Annotated in this window: 22 protein-coding genes and 1 pseudogene; all 23 read right to left on the reverse strand. The window is 37.2% G+C overall.

Going from position 1 to position 20,020, the window contains the following annotated elements; translation table 11 throughout:
* Positions 1-42 precede the first annotated feature (42 nt).
* The 23 genes and pseudogenes from COB47_RS09580 to flhB all read right to left on the reverse strand — a co-directional run bounded on the left by COB47_RS09580 (position 43) and on the right by flhB (position 20,009).
* Positions 43-885 (reverse strand): DegV family protein, encoded by an 843-nt coding sequence (locus tag COB47_RS09580; RefSeq protein ID WP_013291177.1) that lies wholly within the window; start codon positions 883-885, stop codon positions 43-45.
* 28 nt (positions 886-913) lie between these two features.
* Positions 914-1,378, reverse strand: a complete 465-nt coding sequence (gene trmL / locus COB47_RS09585) for a tRNA (uridine(34)/cytosine(34)/5-carboxymethylaminomethyluridine(34)-2'-O)-methyltransferase TrmL (RefSeq protein WP_013291178.1) — start codon at positions 1,376-1,378, stop codon at positions 914-916.
* Between the two features lie 34 nt (positions 1,379-1,412).
* Entirely contained in the window at positions 1,413-1,889 is a 477-nt protein-coding gene (locus COB47_RS09590; RefSeq protein ID WP_013291179.1) for a chemotaxis protein CheX, read from the reverse strand.
* 60 nt (positions 1,890-1,949) lie between these two features.
* Positions 1,950-3,077, reverse strand: coding sequence for a DUF362 domain-containing protein (locus COB47_RS09595; protein WP_013291180.1), 1,128 nt, complete (start codon positions 3,075-3,077; stop codon positions 1,950-1,952).
* Positions 3,070-3,909 (reverse strand): Cof-type HAD-IIB family hydrolase, encoded by an 840-nt coding sequence (locus COB47_RS09600; protein ID WP_013291181.1) that lies wholly within the window; start codon positions 3,907-3,909, stop codon positions 3,070-3,072. Before COB47_RS09600 ends, COB47_RS09595 begins: the two co-directional genes overlap by 8 nt.
* Before the next feature lie 104 nt (positions 3,910-4,013).
* Entirely contained in the window at positions 4,014-5,633 is a 1,620-nt protein-coding gene (groL, locus tag COB47_RS09605; protein ID WP_013291182.1) for a chaperonin GroEL, read from the reverse strand.
* Positions 5,634-5,664: 31 nt separating this feature from the next.
* Positions 5,665-5,952, reverse strand: coding sequence for a co-chaperone GroES (locus COB47_RS09610; RefSeq protein ID WP_011916829.1), 288 nt, complete (start codon positions 5,950-5,952; stop codon positions 5,665-5,667).
* Between the two features lie 220 nt (positions 5,953-6,172).
* Positions 6,173-7,021 (reverse strand): AraC family transcriptional regulator, encoded by an 849-nt coding sequence (locus COB47_RS09615; protein ID WP_013291183.1) that lies wholly within the window; start codon positions 7,019-7,021, stop codon positions 6,173-6,175.
* An 18-nt stretch (positions 7,022-7,039) separates the two neighbouring features.
* The gene (locus tag COB47_RS09620) at positions 7,040-7,297 is read right to left on the reverse strand and encodes a hypothetical protein (protein WP_013291184.1); all 258 of its coding nucleotides are present in this window, start codon (positions 7,295-7,297) and stop codon (positions 7,040-7,042) included.
* A 59-nt stretch (positions 7,298-7,356) separates the two neighbouring features.
* A complete protein-coding gene (locus tag COB47_RS09625; RefSeq protein ID WP_013291185.1) occupies positions 7,357-7,887 on the reverse strand; it encodes a DUF6115 domain-containing protein in 531 nt (176 codons plus the stop codon).
* A gap of 28 nt (positions 7,888-7,915) precedes the next feature.
* Positions 7,916-8,179, reverse strand: coding sequence for a hypothetical protein (locus tag COB47_RS09630; RefSeq protein WP_013291186.1), 264 nt, complete (start codon positions 8,177-8,179; stop codon positions 7,916-7,918).
* 53 nt (positions 8,180-8,232) lie between these two features.
* On the reverse strand, positions 8,233-9,618 hold the full coding sequence (locus COB47_RS09635; protein WP_013291187.1) for a DUF342 domain-containing protein: 1,386 nt from the start codon (positions 9,616-9,618) through the stop codon (positions 8,233-8,235).
* A gap of 33 nt (positions 9,619-9,651) precedes the next feature.
* Complete coding sequence (locus COB47_RS09640; RefSeq protein ID WP_013291188.1) at positions 9,652-10,392, reverse strand: FliA/WhiG family RNA polymerase sigma factor; 741 nt, start codon at positions 10,390-10,392, stop codon at positions 9,652-9,654.
* A gap of 44 nt (positions 10,393-10,436) precedes the next feature.
* Positions 10,437-10,607: a hypothetical protein gene (locus COB47_RS09645; RefSeq protein WP_013291189.1), complete on the reverse strand. Its 171-nt coding sequence runs from the start codon at positions 10,605-10,607 to the stop codon at positions 10,437-10,439.
* A gap of 17 nt (positions 10,608-10,624) precedes the next feature.
* Positions 10,625-11,107: a chemotaxis protein CheD gene (locus tag COB47_RS09650; RefSeq protein ID WP_013291190.1), complete on the reverse strand. Its 483-nt coding sequence runs from the start codon at positions 11,105-11,107 to the stop codon at positions 10,625-10,627.
* A 3-nt stretch (positions 11,108-11,110) separates the two neighbouring features.
* Positions 11,111-11,728, reverse strand: a complete 618-nt coding sequence (locus COB47_RS09655) for a chemotaxis protein CheC (protein ID WP_013291191.1) — start codon at positions 11,726-11,728, stop codon at positions 11,111-11,113.
* 6 nt (positions 11,729-11,734) lie between these two features.
* On the reverse strand, positions 11,735-12,157 hold the full coding sequence (locus COB47_RS09660) for a chemotaxis protein CheW (RefSeq protein WP_013291192.1): 423 nt from the start codon (positions 12,155-12,157) through the stop codon (positions 11,735-11,737).
* 34 nt (positions 12,158-12,191) lie between these two features.
* On the reverse strand, positions 12,192-14,192 hold the full coding sequence (locus COB47_RS09665) for a chemotaxis protein CheA (RefSeq protein WP_013291193.1): 2,001 nt from the start codon (positions 14,190-14,192) through the stop codon (positions 12,192-12,194).
* A gap of 49 nt (positions 14,193-14,241) precedes the next feature.
* Positions 14,242-14,943 carry a flagellar brake protein gene (locus COB47_RS09670; protein ID WP_013291194.1) on the reverse strand — a complete coding sequence of 234 codons (702 nt, stop codon included), beginning with the start codon at positions 14,941-14,943 and terminating at the stop codon, positions 14,242-14,244.
* 15 nt (positions 14,944-14,958) lie between these two features.
* Positions 14,959-15,855: a MinD/ParA family protein gene (locus tag COB47_RS09675; protein WP_013291195.1), complete on the reverse strand. Its 897-nt coding sequence runs from the start codon at positions 15,853-15,855 to the stop codon at positions 14,959-14,961.
* Positions 15,852-16,967: a flagellar biosynthesis protein FlhF gene (flhF, locus tag COB47_RS09680; RefSeq protein WP_013291196.1), complete on the reverse strand. Its 1,116-nt coding sequence runs from the start codon at positions 16,965-16,967 to the stop codon at positions 15,852-15,854. The genes COB47_RS09675 and flhF overlap by 4 nt, the downstream gene beginning before the upstream one ends.
* Positions 16,968-16,969: 2 nt before the next feature.
* Positions 16,970-19,006: a flagellar biosynthesis protein FlhA gene (flhA, locus tag COB47_RS09685; RefSeq protein ID WP_013291197.1), complete on the reverse strand. Its 2,037-nt coding sequence runs from the start codon at positions 19,004-19,006 to the stop codon at positions 16,970-16,972.
* A pseudogene (flhB, locus tag COB47_RS12650) lies at positions 19,003-20,009 on the reverse strand (flagellar biosynthesis protein FlhB). Before flhB ends, flhA begins: the two are co-directional and overlap by 4 nt.
* Positions 20,010-20,020 lie beyond the last annotated feature (11 nt).

Consider the following 20,020-nt stretch of genomic DNA (forward strand, 5'->3'; position numbering starts at 1 on the left):
ACAGGCTACCCTGTAGCTGAAAAATATTATATTTAAAATTTATTATTCCTCAAAAAATATAAAAGCAACTGTACCAGGTCCAACATATGTTCCAATAACACTTCCAATTTGAGTTATAATCAGCTCACCTATTTCAAGTTCTCTTTGAATAATCTTGGCTTGTTCCTTTGCTTCTTCAATTGTTCCAGCATACGACAGTCCACAGAGCTGTTTAGACAAATCAAGTCCTTTTTTCTTGACCTCTTCAATTATTCGTGGCAGAGCTCTTTTCATTCCTCTTACCTTATCAAAAGGTTCAACAACACCATCAACCAGATGAAGTATAGGTTTTATATTCAAGATATTTCCCAGAGTAGCTTTTGCAGGAGAAATTCTTCCGCCTTTTTTAAGATATTCTAAAGTTTCAACAGCAAAAAGGTGTCTAATTGTAGTTGTCTTTTTTGTTATTGTTTCAACTATCTCTTTTGCGCTCTTACCTTCATCTGCTAATCTTTTTGCCAAAACTGCTAAAATTCCAGTTCCTATTGACGCTGTTTTACCATCAACAACAAAGATCTTGCTGCTGTCAAGCATATCCCTTGCCAAACAGGCAGAGTTGTATGTGCCTGACAGCTTTGACGAAAGATGAATTGATACAACTTCGTTACCATTTTCAATCTCTTCTTTGAACACATTAACAAAATCTTCAGGGCTTGGTTGAGAAGTTCGTGGAAGCTCAGTCGATTGAGTAAGCTTTTGATAAAAAGTTACAGGGTCAAGCTCAACCCAGTCCTTGTACACCTCTTCTCCAAAATACACGTTCAGCGGCACCATTTTGATGTCAAACTTCTTTAGCATCTGAGGACTCAAATCGCAGGTTGAGTCTGTAACTACCGTGACACCCATTCAAAAATCCTCCTTTTATTCCCCAATACTACACCAAGTTTGGGAAACCAAGCTGTCTTAGTACCTCGTAAAGAACAATAGCAACCGAATTTGAAAGATTCAGACTTCTCACATCACTTATCATAGGTATTCTATAAGTCCTGTGTATATTTTGTTCAATAAGCCACTTAGGAAGCCCTGCTGTCTCTTTTCCGAACATAAGGTAGCAATTGTCCTCATATGGCGCCTGAGTATAGTATTGCTTACCCTTGGTAGAAAAATAAAAAATGTTTGCTCCTCTGTTCTTTTCAAAAAAATCATTCAAATCTCTATATATCTTTACATCCAAATACTGCCAGTAATCAAGACCTGCTCTTTTCAAATATTTATCTTCTAAAGAAAAACCAAGTGGTTCTATAAGATGAAGCTTACTTCCTGTGCACGCACATGTTCTTGCTATATTTCCTGTGTTGTATGGAATTTCAGGTTCATGCAACACTATATTTATTGGCATTTTCAGAAAAACAATGCTTCCCCCCTTCTACTATTTAGTTTTCCATAAATGCAACATCCATATCAATTTTATCACCGTTGTCAAGTAAAAGTGGCACACATATATTTATCATTTTTGTCGTGCTGAGAATCATGTTTTCACCTATTAAAATTGAAGGGGGTGTTATTTCAACCTTAAGACCTTTTTGAGAAAACAGCGTTGATGTGTTCCCCATGATCATATTTGCCATCTCACCGATTGCACTTTTTGCAAGTTCATCAAAATCTGATACAGGGTAACCCCCCATCATCATTGACGCAATATTTTTTGCAGTATCAATCGACATGCAAAAATTAACCTGCCCTTTTATATTACCTGTCATTCCAATAATAACAACAACCTGATCAACTTTGTATGTAGGTTCTTTAATATACACCTTCCCAAGCTTAAAGTCAATGTTTGCAACCTGTTTCAATACCTGCTGACTTGCCTGGATAAAGGGATTGATGTACTCAACATTTACATTTGTCATTTTCCTTGCCTTGTCATTCTGCCGCTTTATTTAGCAGAATACAAGACCTTCCTCCTTTCATCATTTTAGTATCTTTTCAAATAAAAATGACCTTTTAATCTTTATAGCTTTAGCTGGACAAAGTTCATGACAGCAATAACACTTTATACATTTTTTCAAATCAACATACGCTTTTCTGCTTCTCATCTCAATAGCCTGAGCAGGACAAGCATTAAAACACTCCGCACAGCCTATACAGATATTTCTATCAAAAACCGGTTTTGGTGAAAGAAAACCATCTAAAAAACTTGCCAAAAAATGTGGTAGTCTGCCTTTCACAAAAGATATCTCGGGTCTTAGCACAAGTTCAAAACTTGATGGAGCTACATCCTCAACCCTCCCACCAACAACCTCAATCTCCTCAGGTTTTAAAATACCTTTTTCCTTTGCCACCTCCAATAGAGGAACATTTTTTATTTCAAGACCAATAATCTTGCAGGCAACATAATCCAAAGCAATGGCATCTTCAGAGATCAACAAAACCCCAAGCTTTTTAGGTTTTCCTGCTGATGGTCCTTCTCCTTCCATTGCCACAATCCCATCCATAATGTTTAGCATTGGCTTTGCCACCGTCAAGATTTCAAGTAGCATCTCCATAAATCTTCTAACATCCTGGAACCTAAAATGCATCTCTGCTTTCTGTCCACCAGGAACAAGGCCAAACAGGTTCTTGACAGCACCTGTATATACTGCCATCTGATGAGTTTTTAGTTTTGGAAGATTTATGATACCCTGGCTTTCAAAGTATGGGGATATTAATGAAAGTTTCTTAAAAGCTGTATTTTCAACATCAAGGTCTTTGTAAGATGTATCATAGTTTAAATAAACATTTTCAAGCTTTTCAAGCTCTTTTATCCCTGCAGCCTGGTATATACTTTCAAGCCTCTTTTTAGTATATGGACCACCAGGACTGTCGGCTATGATGATTCTGTTTGCTTTTTCTTTTATAACCTCCACTGTCGCCTGAACAACAGCAGGGTGGGTGGTAACAGCATCTTCCGGTCTTTTCTTCATAAGAAGATTCGGTTTTACAAGCACACAGTCTTTGCGATCAAGCTCAAATCCTATTAGATTTATACCCTTTAAAATTGCGTTTTTCACATCCTGCACTTCATATGTATCACACTTCACAATCGCCACTTTACACATTAATCGCTTCCCCCAAAACAAACTTCTCTATCGCTTTAGCTACCCCGTCATCTTCATATGACTGTGTCACAAAATCTGCTATTTTTTTGAGCTCTTCAATGGCATTCTCCATTGCAACGCCAAGCCCGGCAAACTCTATCATCTGCAGGTCGTTCTCATTATCACCTATCGCCATTATTTCTTTTGGGTCTATCCCCAAGTAAGAACAAACAAACTCAAGCGCCCTTTTCTTATTGACCCCCTCTTTCATAACCTCCAAAATGTTGGTGTCTGACTTTGTAGTCTCAACACCTGAGAGCCTTTTTTCTATTATCTCTCTTACGCGGTCTACTTTTTCTACGTCTTTGTCAATAATAACAAACTTAGTAATCAGATCACCACAACTTTTAAGGGTCTGTTCAGAATCATCAATTATTATATCAATCCTCTCTTCTTTTGGCAGTTCCTTGTTCTTTTCATAGTAAAATTTAGATGAATAGTCAAGCCTTCTTGCTATCATTGTGTCCTGGAAATAGTAATGATAATAGATGTCATTTTCTTTGCAAATTCTGGCAATTTCCAGGCTCTTTTCATTTTCAAGCCCGACATAGTAGATATCTTTGTTTTTCTTGAGGTCTCTTACAATTGCTCCGTTGCACGCAACAATGACCTGGTCGTGCAAACCCAAAACCTTTGCAAAATACATCACGCCTTTGAGAATCCTTCCTGAGCACAGAACAATCTTTACACCCTTTTGTTTCGCAAGCTCAATAGCTTTTTTGTTCCTGTAAGAGATATTTTTGTTTCTGTCTAAAAGTGTCATGTCAAGGTCAATTGCAATAAGTTTGTACATCTTTAGTTTACACCTTTTTTAACAGATTTCAAAAATAATTTGTTACAATTTATTATATCAAAAAAAATAAAGGCTGCCAATAATGGCAGCCTTTATTTTTAAAATTAATACATATCAGGTGCTGGAGCTGGTGGGTTCTTCTCCTTTTCTGGTTTTTCAGCAACAACTGCTTCTGTTGTCAGAAGCATTGCAGCAGCTGATGCAGCATTCTGGATAGCTGTTCTTGTAACTTTTGTTGGGTCAACAATACCTGCCTCGAACATGTCAACAAATCTCTCGTTGAGCGCGTCAAATCCCACACCAGCTGGGCTCTCTTTTACCTTATTGACTATAACAGAACCGTCCAAACCTGCGTTTTCAGCAATTTGTCTGAGCGGCTCTTCAAGCGCCTTTCTTACTATTAGTGCACCTGTCTTTTCATCACCAGTCAAGCTTTCAATAAGCTTATCAAGTGCTGGAATTGCATTAATCAGCGCTGTACCACCGCCAGGAACAATTCCTTCTTCTACTGCAGCCTTTGTTGCAGCCAGAGCATCTTCAATTCTGAGTTTCTTTTCTTTGAGCTCTGTTTCTGTCGCAGCACCAACATGGATTACTGCAACGCCACCAGCAAGTTTTGCAAGTCTTTCTTGAAGTTTTTCTCTGTCAAAGTCAGATGTAGTCTCTTCAATCTGCTTCTTGATAGACTGAATTCTTGCTTTGATTTCGCTTGGGTCGCCTGCACCGTCAACAATGATTGTATTCTCTTTTTGAACCTTTACCTGTCTTGCACGACCAAGCTGGCTAAGTTTTACCTCTCTCAAGTCAAGACCAAGCTCTTCAGAGATTACCTGACCACCAGTTAAAATTGCAATGTCCTGGAGCATTGCTTTTCTTCTGTCACCAAAACCAGGTGCTTTTACCGCAACGCACTGGAGTGTTCCTCTGAGCTTGTTTACAACAAGTGTTGCCAGTGCTTCGCCTTCAACATCCTCCGCAATTATCAAAAGTTTTCTTCCCTGCTGAACTATCTGTTCAAGAAGTGGTAATATATCCTGGATTGTTGAGATCTTCTTGTCTGTAATCAAGATGTATGGGTCGTCAAGCACTGCTTCCATTCTCTCTGTGTCTGTTACCATGTATGCAGAGATGTAACCTCTGTCAAACTGCATACCTTCAACTATCTCAAGAGTTGTCTCTGTTGTCTTTGACTCTTCAACAGTGATGACACCATCGTTTGTTACCTTTTCCATTGCATCTGCAACAAGTTTACCAATCTCTTCGTCTCCTGCGGAGATTGAAGCAACATATGTGATGTCTTCTTTTCCTCTTACCTTCTTGCTCATTTTTCTGATTTCTTCTACAACAACATCAACTGCTTTCTGGATACCTTTTCTGAGAATCATTGGGTTTGCGCCAGCTGCAATGTTTTTAAGACCTTCCCTTATCATTGCCTGTGCCAGAACTGTTGCAGTTGTTGTACCGTCACCTGCAATGTCGTTTGTCTTGGATGCAACCTCTCTTACAATCTGTGCACCCATGTTCTCAAATGGGTCTTCCAGCTCAATCTCCTTTGCAATTGTAACACCGTCATTCACAATCTGGGGTGAACCAAATTTCTTCTCAAGAACAACATTTCTTCCTTTTGGTCCCAGTGTAACTTTAACTGTATCTGCAAGCTTATTAACACCACGCTCTAAAGCCCTTCTTGCCTCTTCGTCAAACAATATCATCTTTGCTGCCATTTTAAATCTACCTCCTTTTCTACCTCAATAATTAGTCTTCAATAATTGCTAAGACATCATCTTGTCTGATTATTGTGTATTCTTCTCCATCAATCTTGATTTCTGTACCAGCATATTTGCTTACAATTACCTTATCGCCTTTCTTGACAACCATTTCAACCTTTTCACCATCAACAATTCCACCCGGACCAACTTCAATTACCTCAGCAATCTGTGGTTTTTCCTTTACAGTGTCCGGAAGAACTATACCGCTTTTTGTTACCTCTTCTCTTTCCTTGAACTTGATGAGTATTCTATCACCAATTGGTCTGATCTTCATTGAACTTCGACCTCCTTTATCAAGTTTGTTAGCACTCACTTTTGATGAGTGCTAATCACATTAAATACTATAGTATATTCTTCCTTTTCTAATCAAGTCTGATTTTTCCCAAAAAAAGCGCACATTATTCAATTTTTATTGAATTTGATGGGAAAAGAAGCAAATATCTTCTTCTAACTTTCATTTTCTTTACATTGCTCACTTTTTTACGTTTTGGGACTCACTCAAGACCCTGCAAAATCAACTTACGATACTGGGTAGGACTCAGACCTGTGTACTTTTTAAAAATGTCGTTAAACCGCTGAAGTGATGAAAACCCACACATCATAGCAATATTGCTAATCTTTAGATTTGACATGGAAAGATATTCTTTGGCCTTTTCAATCCTCTTTGAAAGCAGATATTCTTTGGGCAGAACCCCAAAATGATTCTTGAATATCCTTGAGAGAGTACTTTCAGACATGAAAAGCCTTTTTGCTATATCACCCATTTTTATATCTTCCATGTAATTATTATCAATATACTCTTTTATATGTCTTGCAAGCAAGGAATAATCATAATTTTTTGTCATCTCTAAACTATTGATTTCCCGAGTTATATATATAAAAAGCTCCAAGCATTTTATATAAAGAAGAATATCATTTTTATTTTCCTTTGCTTCATGAAGTATTGATTCTAAACAAAAGAAAATATTACTCCTTTTGCGCACATGAAAAAAGTAAAATCTGCTTGATATGCTTTCTAAAACGTTTAAAAAACCATAAATCTCTTTCAATTCGTCCACTTTGGCTCTGCTTTCTGGTTTAAGATAAAAACCCATTACAACAAACTCAGCCTTGCTGCAACTTATAACCTCAAACTTGTGCCTGGTGTACGGTTTTATTATCAAAAGATCACCGGCTTTTAGTTCTATTCTTTCCTCTTCAACCCAAAAATCAATGTTCCCCTTCTTTACAAATATAAGTTCATAACTGTCATGAACATTGTAATCCATTTTCCAGCTATTATCATGAACCCTCTCAAGCGTCTTGACAATTACAGGCAGAATATTGTTGATTGCTTCTATCATCTTCCAACCCCGCTTGTTTTACTTATAGCTTCCATAAACCGTATCAAAAATCTCTTCATATGACATTGCTCTTGAAAATGTCACTTTTTTACCAACTAAAAAGTCAGAGGTTAAATTTTTACTTTTGAGAAACCTTTCAAACGACTCTTTATCCTGGACAACACCGTTTTGGTAAAGAACATCTGCAAGGTTATCAATACTGTCAATATAAATATCCACCGTATTATTGAGATTGGGCAAAACACCTTTACCACTTGAAACCATGACAAAATACATTGCAGATACACCAAGTATCCATCCAATTCCTATTCCCAGCAGTAAGAACTTGTACCACTTCAGATGTTCTCCCTCCCAACTATCTTTATAGCAAGCTTTGCCTCACCCTTGCCAATATTCAAGCTTGATGCAATCTGTTCTACTGTAAACCCCTGTTTGTAAAGCTCAACTGCTTTTCTGTAGAGCTCTTCTTTTGAGCGTTTTTTGTTCTCATTTTTCTGCATATCTTTGCTAGATTCAATATAAGCCGTCTTTTCTGTATAAGCTTCGAAATCTGTTGCTTTCCCAATTTTTTTCTCACTCTCTGTATGTTCAGTATTTTCTTTAACTTGCGATATCCTCGTATCTAAAATCTCACTTTTTGCCCATTTTACCTTGTTTTCGATTCTTTCAATTATATATTCTCCAAAGGCATCAAGTTCTTCAATTGTCTCAACAGCTTCATTCAAAAGCTTTGGAAGATTTTTTAAGACCTTTTCTGACTCATGTAAAATCTTCTCGCCTTTTTCTATATCTTTTTTTATTGATCTGAACACCCACAACACTAAAACAAACCCGAAGAATACAAATAAAATTACATAAGCATCCATCTTTGTGCTATCTTCTCCTTACTTAGATTTATATTCTAATATCAAACCCTTTTTGCTCTTTTTTAGGCTTTTTAGACCCTTGTTTTTCTCTCTCAGGTTTTTGAGAAAGTCTAATCTCAGATGCACTGTCTTTTTCTCTGACTCTTTTCAAATCTTCATCTACTTTTGCCTGGTTTTTCTGACTATTTATGTGCCTGAGCATATTTTCTTTTTGCTGCTCGCCCAGTACAACCTGCGACACTTCTGTCGATTTGGGATACAAAATCTTTACATCAATTGGTCTTATATTCACTTTTTCACCATCTCCCTTTTATCTTAAAAAAGCATTAAAAATACATTGAGCTTTTAAGAATATGGTGCTATCTTAATATCAGCTTCCTCCCTGTAAATTTTGCAGTATTTTACTGGCTCTTTTATGAGCTTGCACACATTCCCTATGGTTATCTTAACCCCAGGGTATACAGTATCCTGTACCTTAATAATTCCTTCATTCCTCTCCTCAAGTCTTTTTTCAATCTCTTCATATTCACTTTGTAATTCTTTTAATCTTTCTGATGCCATAACCTTTGACCTTGTAAACTTTTGAAGCATCTCTCTTTTATCATCAGTCAAATGACCCGCTGCTTCAATCTTCCTCAAAACCTCAATCCCCTGATCACATTTTTTTATATTTTCTTTAAGCTGTAATATCTCTTTCTTTATCTCTCTGTATTTTTCCACCATAAGAGGGTCAACCCCAACTTCTATCTCAGTAGTGGTAGAAAGATATGAACCTATTACCTTTGCTTCAATCTCCCTGCCAACCTTACAAGACCCACCAACAATAGAGGCTTTTCTCCCAACAAGAATAAGTTTATTCCCGCACTTTATATCGCTGTGAACAATTGCCTCTGCTTGAATATCTTCTCCAGCCACAACAGTAGCATTCTCAATAAACTTTGCAAAAACACTTTTACCAGCAACAACTTTCCCCTTGCCCATACCTGTAATTCCTTTATGCAGCACAACATTCCCTTTTGCTTCAATTTCAGCTGCTTCGACAATACCATCAACCTCTATATTCCCTTCAGCAACAACTTTAAACCCAGAAAGCACACTTCCCTTTATGTGAACGTTACCAACAAAGTTTATATTGCCTGTTGAGTTGTCAATATCAGAGTCAATTTCCAATGTGTTTAAAACTGTAACCTTACCTTCGATTATACATACTTGTCCATCGCACGCAGCTTTTAAGGTATGACCGTCAGCATCTATGTATGTATTTTTTCCTCTCGGAAGATTTATTTTTCTTCCTTTCTGTCCTCTTATCACCCCTCCAAAAACATCCATACCATCTTCTCCATCAACAGGGTCTATCATTGTAACAAGAATATCATCTTTTCGCACGTTCTGAACAATTCCTAAGTCTTTGTAATCAACTCTTCCATCAGGAAGTTCTTTTGGTCTTATCTCACGCTTGATGTCAAAATGATATATGAGCTTGCCATCAACAGGTTTGCCAGGCGGTTTTCCCTGTGCAACTACAACAGGTGTTCCAAAAACAGGATTTTCAATAAGTCTTTTGATAGCCTCCTCATCTATCCCAAAAGCAATTTTATTTTCTCTCAGTTTGTTCATCACATTTTCAAAAGTCAAATCCACACCATTTTGATTTTGCACAAGCACCACGCTTGCCTTTAATCTATCTGACGTCACCATAACCTTTATATCAACCTTTTGTTCACTTGACATCCTAATGTACCCCTTCCCCGCAAAAAATAAATATTATTTTTCCAAATACTTTTGTAAAGCACTCCTGAGTTTTAAAAGTGCTCGCGTGTGAAGCTGACTTACACGTGATTCAGATACGCCTAAAATTTTTGCTATCTCTTTTATGCTAAGTTCCTCATAATAATAGAGCACAATCACCATCCTTTCGTTCTCCAAAAGATTGTCTATCTGCTGTCTTAATACCTCTTTGAGCTCCTCATTCTCTATAAAATGCTCCGGCTGAGATACAAAATCTTCAAGTCCTCCAATTTTGCTTTCATAGTTCTGCTCCAAAAAACTATCCAATGAAACAATCATACCACTTGATATCTTTTCTTGAAGCTTTTGTAGTTCACTTATTGAAAGTCCAACTCTTTTTGCCACTTCATCATCTGTCGGAGTCCTGCCTTCTCTTTCTATCTCAATGTATGCCTTCTCTATCTCCTTTGCCTTTTGTCGGATACTTCGTGGCAAAAAATCCTGGCTTCTAACACAGTCAATTATTGCTCCTTTTATTCTTGTATATGCATATGTCTCAAACTTGACTCCTTTTTGACTGTCAAATTTTTCAATTGCATCAAGAAGACCAATTGAACCATAACTTACCAAGTCATCATACTCAACGTTTCCGCCAAAATATATGGCCATTCTGCCAGCCACAAGCTTCACAAGCGGCATGTACTTTATTATGAGCTGTTCTTTTATTTTCGGGTCTTTGGTCTTTATAAACTTTTCCCACAAAAGTGCTTCATCCATACTTATTCATACCTCTCAACTATTGAGGATTTTTGTCCTGGCTGTTACTTTAATATATTTTTAATTGCATTTCCGCATACAAAACTTACAACCGAGACCACAGCAGTTACAAAAAAGGTGTACTCTCCAGATTTCCTTGTAACAAGACATGCAATAAGGACAATACTTCCTCCCACAAGTGCTAAAATCTCAGGTAATAGTTGCTCCCCTTTCAATCTTAAGTCCTTCTCCTTTAAATTGTTTTTGTTCCCTTGCCAATTGTTTTTATTTCAAGTCTACCATCTTCTGAATAAAATATAATTGTTCTACCATAATTTCCTCCGGTGTCTTCTGCTACAATAGATATACCCAAATCTTGTAAAACCTTTTTAGCAGCCTCTACATTTCGCTTACCAATATTCATAAATTCGCTCCTTGTGACTTCAAACATTTGCGCACCGCCTGCAAGCTTGGCAACCATGTTCTTCCTTGCAGCTCCAAATTCTTCCATCTTCTCTATGAGTAGTGGAATACCTGTATCTGCAAACTTTGCAGGGTTTGCGTTATTTTTCACACTCCAGCTGTAAGGAAGCATGATATGTATCATACCTATTGTTTTTGTCTTTGTATCGTATATACACACTCCCACACATGAACCAAGTCCAAGGGTTGTAAGGGCGTTTGGATACGTTGTTACATTCAAATCTGCCATACCTACTTTTATAATCTCCATCATCTTCTACGCTACTCCCAGTGCTTTTAACATTTTTTGATATGACTCTATTGTTGGTATAAGGAAAAAATCAGCAACAATCCTGCTACTTTCTTCAAAAATCTCGGTTTCGATATAAAGTGCAGTGTCACCAGTCTCACCAAACTGAATGGCAGGAAAACTCAAAATTGCGCCTGCCATATCCTCAGCAAGCTGTGGAACAGACTGGATCATTTTAAAACCTGTAAGACTCGAAAGTGCTGTCAAATACGCTCCTGCCAAGATATTCCCTATCTCCATCAGTGCAGACTTTTCTATGTCTGTAAACTCACTGTAACCATTTAAGGTTGTTCCCACCAACATGTTTACAAGAAGATGTGCAGAAGCCTGAGACATGACAAACATGATAAATCCTTCAATGTCACCTTCAACATTTAGCAAAATCCCCACAACAGGAATCTCTGCCCCGCCAAGTATTTCTGGAACTTCTTGGAGCTTTACCATCTTTACAACAGGAACTTTCATGTTTATTTTTCTGCCAATCATCATGGCAAGAGCTGACACTGCATTGCCTGTTCCTATATTCCCAAGCTCTTTTAACACATCTAAATACATTTCGTTTATTTCGTTATTTGATAAACTCATAAAAATTTAAACCTCCTCGGTTTTTTCAAAAAGCACATCTTCAAGGTTTATTATATTTATAAGCAAGCCGTTATACTTTGCAATTGAAAACTTAAACTCGTTCCTGTCCCTTGTTGCCTGGTCAAAGTCTTCTTTAGAAAGATATACCACATCCAAAACCTCATCAATTATTAATCCTACCTTGAACTCACCTTTCCAGTTGACAATCAAAATCCTTGTCTCTTCCCCAAAATCTTCTTTTTCAACTCCTATCTTTTCACGAAGGTCAATAACTGGTACAATCTCGCCTCGAAGATTTATAACTCCTTTTACATAATCTTTTGTATGAGGTACACGTGTTATTGGCATAAGTTTTTCTATATTCTCTATATGATTCACAGTCAGACCATAATACTCATCCGCAAGCCTGAAAACTAAATACTGTTCCATCTTCTATTTCCACCTCTATACTTCTTTATTTTACTTACACTGTAAGCATGTTCGGGTCAAGTATCATTGCAACAGACCCATCACCAAGGATTGTTGCACCTGAGATTAGTCTAATTCCCTCCAAATACTTTCCAAGTGATTTTATAACAATATCCTGCTGCCCTAAAAGCCTATCAACAATGATTCCTGTCAGCTTTTCACCACGTCTGACTATCACAACTGTAAATTTCTTTTTGTCAAGCACTGGCTCTAAACCCACAATTGAATGTAAATGCTTTATTGGAATTACCTGATTTCTTAGCATGATTATCTCTTTTCCTTTTTGCACAACCTTTATATCCTCTTTTGCAACATCCACAATCTCTCTGATTGACGCAACAGGTATAGCGTATATTTCATCCTTCACAGTGACCAAAAGAGCCTGAATGATAGCAAGAGTGAGCGGCAGTCTTATAACAAATTTTGTGCCTTTACCCTTTTGTGTCTTTACCTCAACCATTCCACCAAGCTGTTCAATCTTGGTCTTTACAACATCAAGCCCAACACCACGCCCAGAAAGGTTTGTAACCTTGTCCTTGGTTGAAAAGCTTGGCATAAACAGAAAATCTATTATTTCCTGTTCTGACAAATCAACCTGTTCTTCTTTCAAAAGTCCTTTTTCTATTGCTTTTTGCTTGACCTTTTCCAAATCAATGCCTTTGCCATCATCTTCAACCTCAATGACCACATTGTTTCCATCATGATAAGCAGAAAGTTTAATAAGCCCGTTTCTCGGCTTGGCATTTTTTATCCTCTCTTCAGGGTCTTCTATGCCGTGGTCGGCAGCATTTCTTAAAAGATGAATGAGCGGGTCGCCAAGCTCATCCACAATTGTTCTATCAACCTCTGTATCTTCACCTGACATTACAAGTTCAAATTCCTTCCCAAGTTCTCTTGCTAAATCTCTCATCATCCTCGGGAAACGTGAAAATACTCTCTCTACCGGTACCATTCGTACTTTCATAACAGCATCGTGTAAACTTGTTGTTATCCTCTCCAAATACTCTATAGACTCTTCGTATTGTCTATCATTATACTTTTTGGCAAGCCCTTCTATTCGGCTCTTGATTATAATAAGCTCGCTTACCAAGTTCATGAGAACATCCAATCTTTCAATGTCGACTCTGACTGTCTTGCTTGTCTTTTGGAGAGCTTCCTGTTTCTGTTCTCTTACAACCTTCACAGTTTCCTGTAGTTGAACTTCCTGCTGCACCTTTTCTGCTTCTTCTTTTTCTTCTGAGCCGCCAACTTCTCCAGACTTTATCTCAAGTGCTTTTACTTCTCTTATCTCTGAAATTGAAAGAATTCTCTCTCTTATTTTTTCAATCGGCTGCTTGCTTATCACAGTTATTGAAAACTCAAAGTCAAATTTTTCATCTTCAATGTCCTGAACAGAAGGTTTTGAATGAATAATCTCGCCAAATTCCTCAACTGCCCTGAAAACAAGGTATGCACGAGCAGATTTTAAAAGACAGTTTTGGTCAAGTTCAACATCAAATTTGTAAACGTTAAAGCCTTGGGTCCTCGCACGCTCTATTGCTCTTACAACAAATTCGTCATACTCATATTTCTTACCGGCTTTTGAAACAGGAGGTACTGTCATATCCCCGGTAGGTCTGCCCAATATGGTATTTAATGCATCTACAAGCTGAACATTTGTTTCAGTCCCTTCTGTACCTGTTGCAACAATTACATCAAGGTATGCCTCAAGCGCATCAACTGCCTTGAAAAGAACATCCATGATATTAGGATTTACTTTTAACTTTCCATCGCGTGCAGCGGCAAGAACATTTTCCATCGCATGAGTGAGTTTTTGCATGTTGACAAATCCCATAGTGCCAGCCATGCCTTTTAAAGTATGAGCTGACCTGAAAATCTCATTTACAAGTTGCAAGTCTTCCGGGTTTTCTTCAAGTTTTAACATATTGTCGTTAAGATTTTGAATGTGGTCTCTCGCCTCTTCTATAAACATTCCAAGGTACTGAGACATGTCCATTTTTTATCACTCTCCTTCTTTTGCACAAAAGACTTTTTTATGTTATTCTCTATAGCAAACCTTTTTGTCTCATCTTTTTCTGCTGAGCAAAAATAAACTTGACTATTTTGTCTATCTCGTTCTGTGTTACTCCCACAAACTTGCAACCGTACATAAACCTGTACGCCGGGTGTTCTATCCTCTCTTTTCGAAGTATCTGTGCTTTTAATATGAGCTCTTCCTGCTCAACCGGTATTTTGGTTAAAACCAAATCTCCTGTTTCAAACTCTTCTTGAGCTATGAAACAAACACCTCCGCCGCTAATGTCCTTTGTGAGTGCTTTTACAATCTTCCCCTCTGAAAATTCATCTATTACTTCTTTCTCAGGGGTATTTGCTTTTTGCATTTGGTCAGAGTTTAAAAGTTTTACGAATATATCTAAGTTTATTGGGAGTCTGAAAAACATTCTTCTTTGAATTTTTCGAACGTCAGATATCTGCTTAACTTTTATCATGTATTCTGGTTCTCTTAACCTTTCCTCAATAACACCGTCAAACACCCATACACCGTCGTTTGAAACCTTGTATACTCTTACTATCTCATCAATGTAAAATGTTACATAAACTCCTTCTTTTATTGGTGTGAAGATATAAAAATACTCATCTTTTATATCGGCAATTTTGGAAATATACTGCATATCCTTCTCTTCCCAAGTTCGCCTGTCTATTCTGACAATTTCAATCTTATCACCTACTTTGAAAATTTTGCGCATAAAAAGCCCCCTTCTTTATTGTTCACGAAGCTTTTTGATAATTGAGTCAATTAACCGTGAAAAACCACCCCTATTTTTTTCTCCAACAATTTCAGAAGACATTACAAGTTTCTTTGCAACATTTTCAACCTGTCGTGAAATGCTGCTCTTTTCATATGATATCATAAATGGTACCTGTTTGATAACCGATTTTGAAACAATACTATTTTCTTCTATATACCCTATATATTCTACTTCTCTTTGCAAAAACCTTTTAATAACACCATTTAGCCTGAAAAAAATCTCCTCTGCTTCTTTGGTCCCATTTACTTTGTTTATCAAAAGGTTTATCTTGTGGTCAAAATTTCTCGTAATAATTGCCTTTATTATAGCATAAGCATCGGTAATAGAGGTAGGCTCTGGAGTTGTAATTACAATCACCTCATCCGAGATCATGACAAACTCCATAACATTTCTTGAAATTCCCGCTCCTGTGTCTATAAGAACAATATCAAAAGAACTATTTATCAGCTGGGCACATTCAATTAATCTCATAAGTTTTTCCTCATCCAGATTTGCAAGGTCTACTATCCCAGACCCACCTGATATAAAGTTTACTCCCATCGGTCCTTCTTCAACAATTGAAAATATGTCTTTTTTACCTTCTAAAACATCCTTCACATTATATTTTGGCGATGTCCCAAGCAGAACCTCAACATTTGAAAGTCCTAAATCAGCATCAATTATAAGCACCCTTTTACCTATCTTCTTTAATGCAATTGCCAAATTTACAGTAAGATTTGTCTTACCAACACCGCCTTTACCGCTTGTAATTGTCACTACTTTCGATAGCGGACCCTGATACACAAAATTGTTTTCCCCTACATTTGCTTTTTTTACGAGATTCCTTAACCCCTGTGCCTGGTCTTTCATAAAACCTTACTCCCTATGATGAGTTTTGCAAATTGTTCAGGGTTAAACTGTTCAATATCATCAGGTACATTCTGTCCAGTTGTTATATACGCAATTGGCTTTTGTGTAAAATAGCGTATATTTAATATATTCCCATAAGCTGATACTTCATCAACCTTGGTAACAATAACTTTGTAATTGTCCAAAAAAGAATAGGTATTCACCACCTCTTTAAACACTGATGGCTGGGTTGTGGCACTAAGAAGCAAAAATACCTCATCAGGATTTGCCTTGGCTACATATGCTTTGAGCTCGTCCATGTGTTCCTGGTTCTTGTGACTCCTTCCCGCAGTGTCAACAAGAACCACATCTGAATCAGCCAAACTTTCAATTATTCCATCGTATTCATCAACCTCATACCACACCTTTGTCTTGATATTCATAATCTCGGCATAAGTCTTCAGCTGCTCAACTGCAGCAATTCTATATGTATCTGCTGTGATAAAACCCACCCTTTTCCCATCTTCAAACATGAGCTTAGCAGCAATTTTGGCAATTGTGGTTGTCTTGCCGACACCCGTGGGACCAACAAAAAAAACAATCTTGGGAAACTTTGAATCAAAAGAAAGTGGTGCTGCGCTGCCCAGCATATTTTTTATTTCTCTGTACATGCTATTTACAATGGTGTTAATTGAACCATCCCCGCTGACATTTGAAAGTAATATATCGACAATTTCATTCTCCACACCGTTTTTTATGAGGTTTTCTCTCATCACATCAAGAAAATTCTTTCTTGATGCTTCTTTTGTATGTTGACTCTCTTCCTGCTCTTTTTTTATAACTTCCTTTAAAGCTTTTTCAAGAGAATCAATCTTTTTCTCAAGCTCTTTTATCTGGGTCATCTGCAAACTTAAAGCTAAACTTTCCTGTCTTATAGACTCTTCATCTTTCTTGACTATCTTATCATCTTCACATGCCGCTGTAACTTCTATAAGCGGTTTTTTGAAAAAACCAAGCAAACCTTTTTGCCTTACCTTTTTTGTCGAAAGTATTACCGCATCCTTGCCCAAATCTGCTTTTATTCTTATTAACGCTTCCTGCATATCATGTGCTAAATACCTCTTGATCCTCATCTTTAAACTTCCACCATCCCAACTGTTTTAATCTGCACACTTGGCAGTATCTCATTGTACGAAAGTACCACAACATCAGGGAAGATGTTTTCAATGAGCCTTCTGAAATATATCCTAACTACCGGCGAACAAATGACTATTGGCTGAGCTGACACACTCACCAGTTTTTCTAAAATATTGCTAAGGTTGTTTATAAGCTTTTGCACATAATCAGGCGGAAGATTTAAAAAACTTCCCTGTTCAGTCTTTTGAATAGAATTCATTATCATCTCTTCAACCTCAGGCGAAAGAGTAATCGCTTCAAGCACATCGCCAGAGACATACTTTTTGGTGATATACCTTGCCATTGCCTGGCGTACATATTCTGTTAAGATATCGGTATCTTTTGTTGTCGGTGCCCAGTCAGCAAGTGTCTCTAATATGGTAACCATATCTCTTATTGAAATTCGTTCTTTTAAAAGGTTTGCTAAAACCTTTTGAACCTCGCCAACTGTCATAAACTTTGGAATAAGCTCATCCACAAGCACAGGATTTGTTTCCTTTACATTGTCAATTAGTTTTTGGACATCTTGTCGTGTCAAAAGTTCATGAGCATGACGTCTTATCACTTCTGTTAAATGAGTTGCTATAACAGATGGAAGGTCAACCACAGTGTATCCTGCCATCTCAGCTCTTTCTTTCATTGAAGATGGTATCCAAAGCGCATCAAGCCCAAATGCAGGTTCTTTTGTAGGTATTCCTTCTATTTGTTCTGTAACAAAACCAGGATTTATTGCAAGAAGACTATCACTCATAAGCTCTGCCTTTGCAACCTCAACTCCTTTTATGTTTATCCTGTATTCGTAAGGTTTGAGTGCCATGTTATCCCTGAGCCTGATCGTTGGAACAATAATTCCAAGTTCAAGCGCAAGTTGCCTTCTTATCATTACAACCCTTTCTAAAAGGTCTCCACCCTGGTCTTTATCAGCAAGAGGAATTATTCCGTATCCAAATTCAACCTCAATAGGGTCAACATATAAAAGATTTATAACATTTTCTGGCTTTTTTAGTTCTTCAACTTCTTTTTGTTCAACCTGTTTTTCTTCAATACTCTCTATCTTTTTGAGACTGCTGTTCATTCTAAATCCCATGGCAAACATAGTCCCGGATAAGAAAAACAATGAAAGCTTTGGCATTGTTGGAATTAGAGCAAGTGCTGCCAAAATACCACCCACAGTGTAGAGTACTTTGGGATGAAACTCAAACAGCTGTTTTATAAGACTTTCTGAGAGCTTACTTTCATCTGCCGCTTTTGTCACAACAATTCCCGTGGCAGTTGAAATAAGAAGCGCAGGTATCTGAGCTGCAATACCATCACCAACAGATAAAAGAAGATATTTTTGTATTGCCTCAGTTACATCTTCCCCTCTCATAGCAACACCAATTATAAGTCCACCAAGTGCATTGATAAACGTGATCAAGATTGCTGCAATGGCATCACCTTTTACAAACTTGCTCGCACCATCCATTGCACCATAAAAATCTGCCTCTTTTTGAATCTTCTTTCTTCTCTCGCGCGCTTCCTCTTCTGTTATTATTCCAGCATTTAGGTCAGCATCCACAGCCATCTGTTTGCCCGGCATTGCATCAAGTGTAAATCTGGCAGCAACCTCTGATACCCTCTCTGCTCCTCTGGTTATTACTATAAATTGGATGATGATTATAATAAAGAATATTATCACACCAACAACAATGTTGCTACCTATAACAAAATTTCCAAAAGTATAAACTATTCTTACATTTTCACCTTGACCTGTAAGTATCTGTCTTGTTGTAGAGATATTTAAAGCAAGCCTGAGCAATGTTGTAAAGAGAAGAAGTGATGGAAATACTGAAAAATCTAAAGATTCTTTTATATTTATGCTGTTTAAAAATATAACAAGTGCAAGTGAAAGGTTGATGGCAATCAAAATATCAAGCAAGCTCGGTGGCACAGGAAGTATCATTGATAACACTATTACTATTGCAAATACAGAAAAAGTTGCACCTTTCAAGTTCATCTTATATTCACCTTCTGGTAATTTTTAAGACTGTACACATATGCTAAAACCTCTGCAACCGCTTGATAAAGCTCTGGAGGGATAAAATCTCCTATCTCGCACATATTGTAAAGAGCTTTTGCAAGCTCTTTATTTTCAACAATTTCAATCCTATGCTTAACTGCCTCCTGTTTTATCTTTAGCGCAATATAATCTTTACCTTTTGCAATCACCCTTGGCGCATCAAACTTTTCTGGTTCATACAAAAGAGCAACTGCATAGTGTGTTGGATTGGTTATAACAACGTCTGCCTTGGGAAGTTGCTGGAACATCCTTTGAAGAGAAATTTTTCGTTGTCTTTCTCTTATCTTGGACTTTATCTGTGGATTTCCTTCTGTCTGTTTGAACTCTTCCTTTACCTCTTCCTTTGTCATCATGAGCTTTTTTTCATACTGCCATCGCTGAAATATAAAATCTATCATGGCTATTCCAAAAAACATCACTGACATCCATAAAATCAGATTAATAGCAGAGTCAAAAGAAAACTTTATTATTGTAAGTAGATTCATCTCGTACATTTCTAAAAGCTTTTTGGCAAAACTCTGTGTGTAGCTATATCCCGTGTATCCGATTATTAAAACTTTTAGTATAGACTTTATAAGTTCAATTACTGAGTTAATTGAAAATATTCTTTTAAACCCTTCAATGGGATTAATTTTTTGAAAACTCATTTTAAGCGACTGTGCTGTAATAAGAAAACTACTCTGTGCCCATTTTCTACAATTGCTACCACAAACATAATAGCAACGCAGAAAGGAAGAACAATCTTTAATGAAGTTGTAATTATAAAGTTAAAAAGCCTGGTTGCATCATGTACATTTTCTATATTATAATTCAAGTTGCTAAAAAGATACTTGCTTTTTTGCTGCAGAGGATTAACAATAACCGAATAACCAAACTTAAGAAAAAGTACACTTATCAATAAAGCAAAAGCAGAGGTAACCTCTCTGCTTTTTGCTACCATACCACGTTTTC

The organism is Caldicellulosiruptor obsidiansis OB47 (assembly GCF_000145215.1).
In the GTDB taxonomy this organism is placed as follows: domain Bacteria; phylum Bacillota; class Thermoanaerobacteria; order Caldicellulosiruptorales; family Caldicellulosiruptoraceae; genus Caldicellulosiruptor; species Caldicellulosiruptor obsidiansis.

What these genes read in the sequence shown, in the direction of transcription:
- COB47_RS09580 (WP_013291177.1), bottom strand. Translation starts at nt 885, where the DNA reads ATGGGTGTCACGGTAGTTACAGACTCAACCTGCGATTTGAGTCCTCAG.
- trmL (WP_013291178.1), bottom strand. Translation starts at nt 1,378, where the DNA reads ATGCCAATAAATATAGTGTTGCATGAACCTGAAATTCCATACAACACA.
- COB47_RS09590 (WP_013291179.1), bottom strand. Translation starts at nt 1,889, where the DNA reads ATGACAAATGTAAATGTTGAGTACATCAATCCCTTTATCCAGGCAAGT.
- COB47_RS09595 (WP_013291180.1), bottom strand. Translation starts at nt 3,077, where the DNA reads ATGTGTAAAGTGGCGATTGTGAAGTGTGATACATATGAAGTGCAGGAT.
- COB47_RS09600 (WP_013291181.1), bottom strand. Translation starts at nt 3,909, where the DNA reads ATGTACAAACTTATTGCAATTGACCTTGACATGACACTTTTAGACAGA.
- groL (WP_013291182.1), bottom strand. Translation starts at nt 5,633, where the DNA reads ATGGCAGCAAAGATGATATTGTTTGACGAAGAGGCAAGAAGGGCTTTA.
- COB47_RS09610 (WP_011916829.1), bottom strand. Translation starts at nt 5,952, where the DNA reads ATGAAGATCAGACCAATTGGTGATAGAATACTCATCAAGTTCAAGGAA.
- COB47_RS09615 (WP_013291183.1), bottom strand. Translation starts at nt 7,021, where the DNA reads ATGATAGAAGCAATCAACAATATTCTGCCTGTAATTGTCAAGACGCTT.
- COB47_RS09620 (WP_013291184.1), bottom strand. Translation starts at nt 7,297, where the DNA reads ATGTATTTTGTCATGGTTTCAAGTGGTAAAGGTGTTTTGCCCAATCTC.
- COB47_RS09625 (WP_013291185.1), bottom strand. Translation starts at nt 7,887, where the DNA reads ATGGATGCTTATGTAATTTTATTTGTATTCTTCGGGTTTGTTTTAGTG.
- COB47_RS09635 (WP_013291187.1), bottom strand. Translation starts at nt 9,618, where the DNA reads ATGTCAAGTGAACAAAAGGTTGATATAAAGGTTATGGTGACGTCAGAT.
- COB47_RS09640 (WP_013291188.1), bottom strand. Translation starts at nt 10,392, where the DNA reads ATGGATGAAGCACTTTTGTGGGAAAAGTTTATAAAGACCAAAGACCCG.
- COB47_RS09650 (WP_013291190.1), bottom strand. Translation starts at nt 11,107, where the DNA reads ATGATGGAGATTATAAAAGTAGGTATGGCAGATTTGAATGTAACAACG.
- COB47_RS09655 (WP_013291191.1), bottom strand. Translation starts at nt 11,728, where the DNA reads ATGAGTTTATCAAATAACGAAATAAACGAAATGTATTTAGATGTGTTA.
- COB47_RS09660 (WP_013291192.1), bottom strand. Translation starts at nt 12,157, where the DNA reads ATGGAACAGTATTTAGTTTTCAGGCTTGCGGATGAGTATTATGGTCTG.
- COB47_RS09665 (WP_013291193.1), bottom strand. Translation starts at nt 14,192, where the DNA reads ATGGACATGTCTCAGTACCTTGGAATGTTTATAGAAGAGGCGAGAGAC.
- COB47_RS09670 (WP_013291194.1), bottom strand. Translation starts at nt 14,943, where the DNA reads ATGCGCAAAATTTTCAAAGTAGGTGATAAGATTGAAATTGTCAGAATA.
- COB47_RS09675 (WP_013291195.1), bottom strand. Translation starts at nt 15,855, where the DNA reads ATGAAAGACCAGGCACAGGGGTTAAGGAATCTCGTAAAAAAAGCAAAT.
- flhF (WP_013291196.1), bottom strand. Translation starts at nt 16,967, where the DNA reads ATGAGGATCAAGAGGTATTTAGCACATGATATGCAGGAAGCGTTAATA.
- flhA (WP_013291197.1), bottom strand. Translation starts at nt 19,006, where the DNA reads ATGAACTTGAAAGGTGCAACTTTTTCTGTATTTGCAATAGTAATAGTG.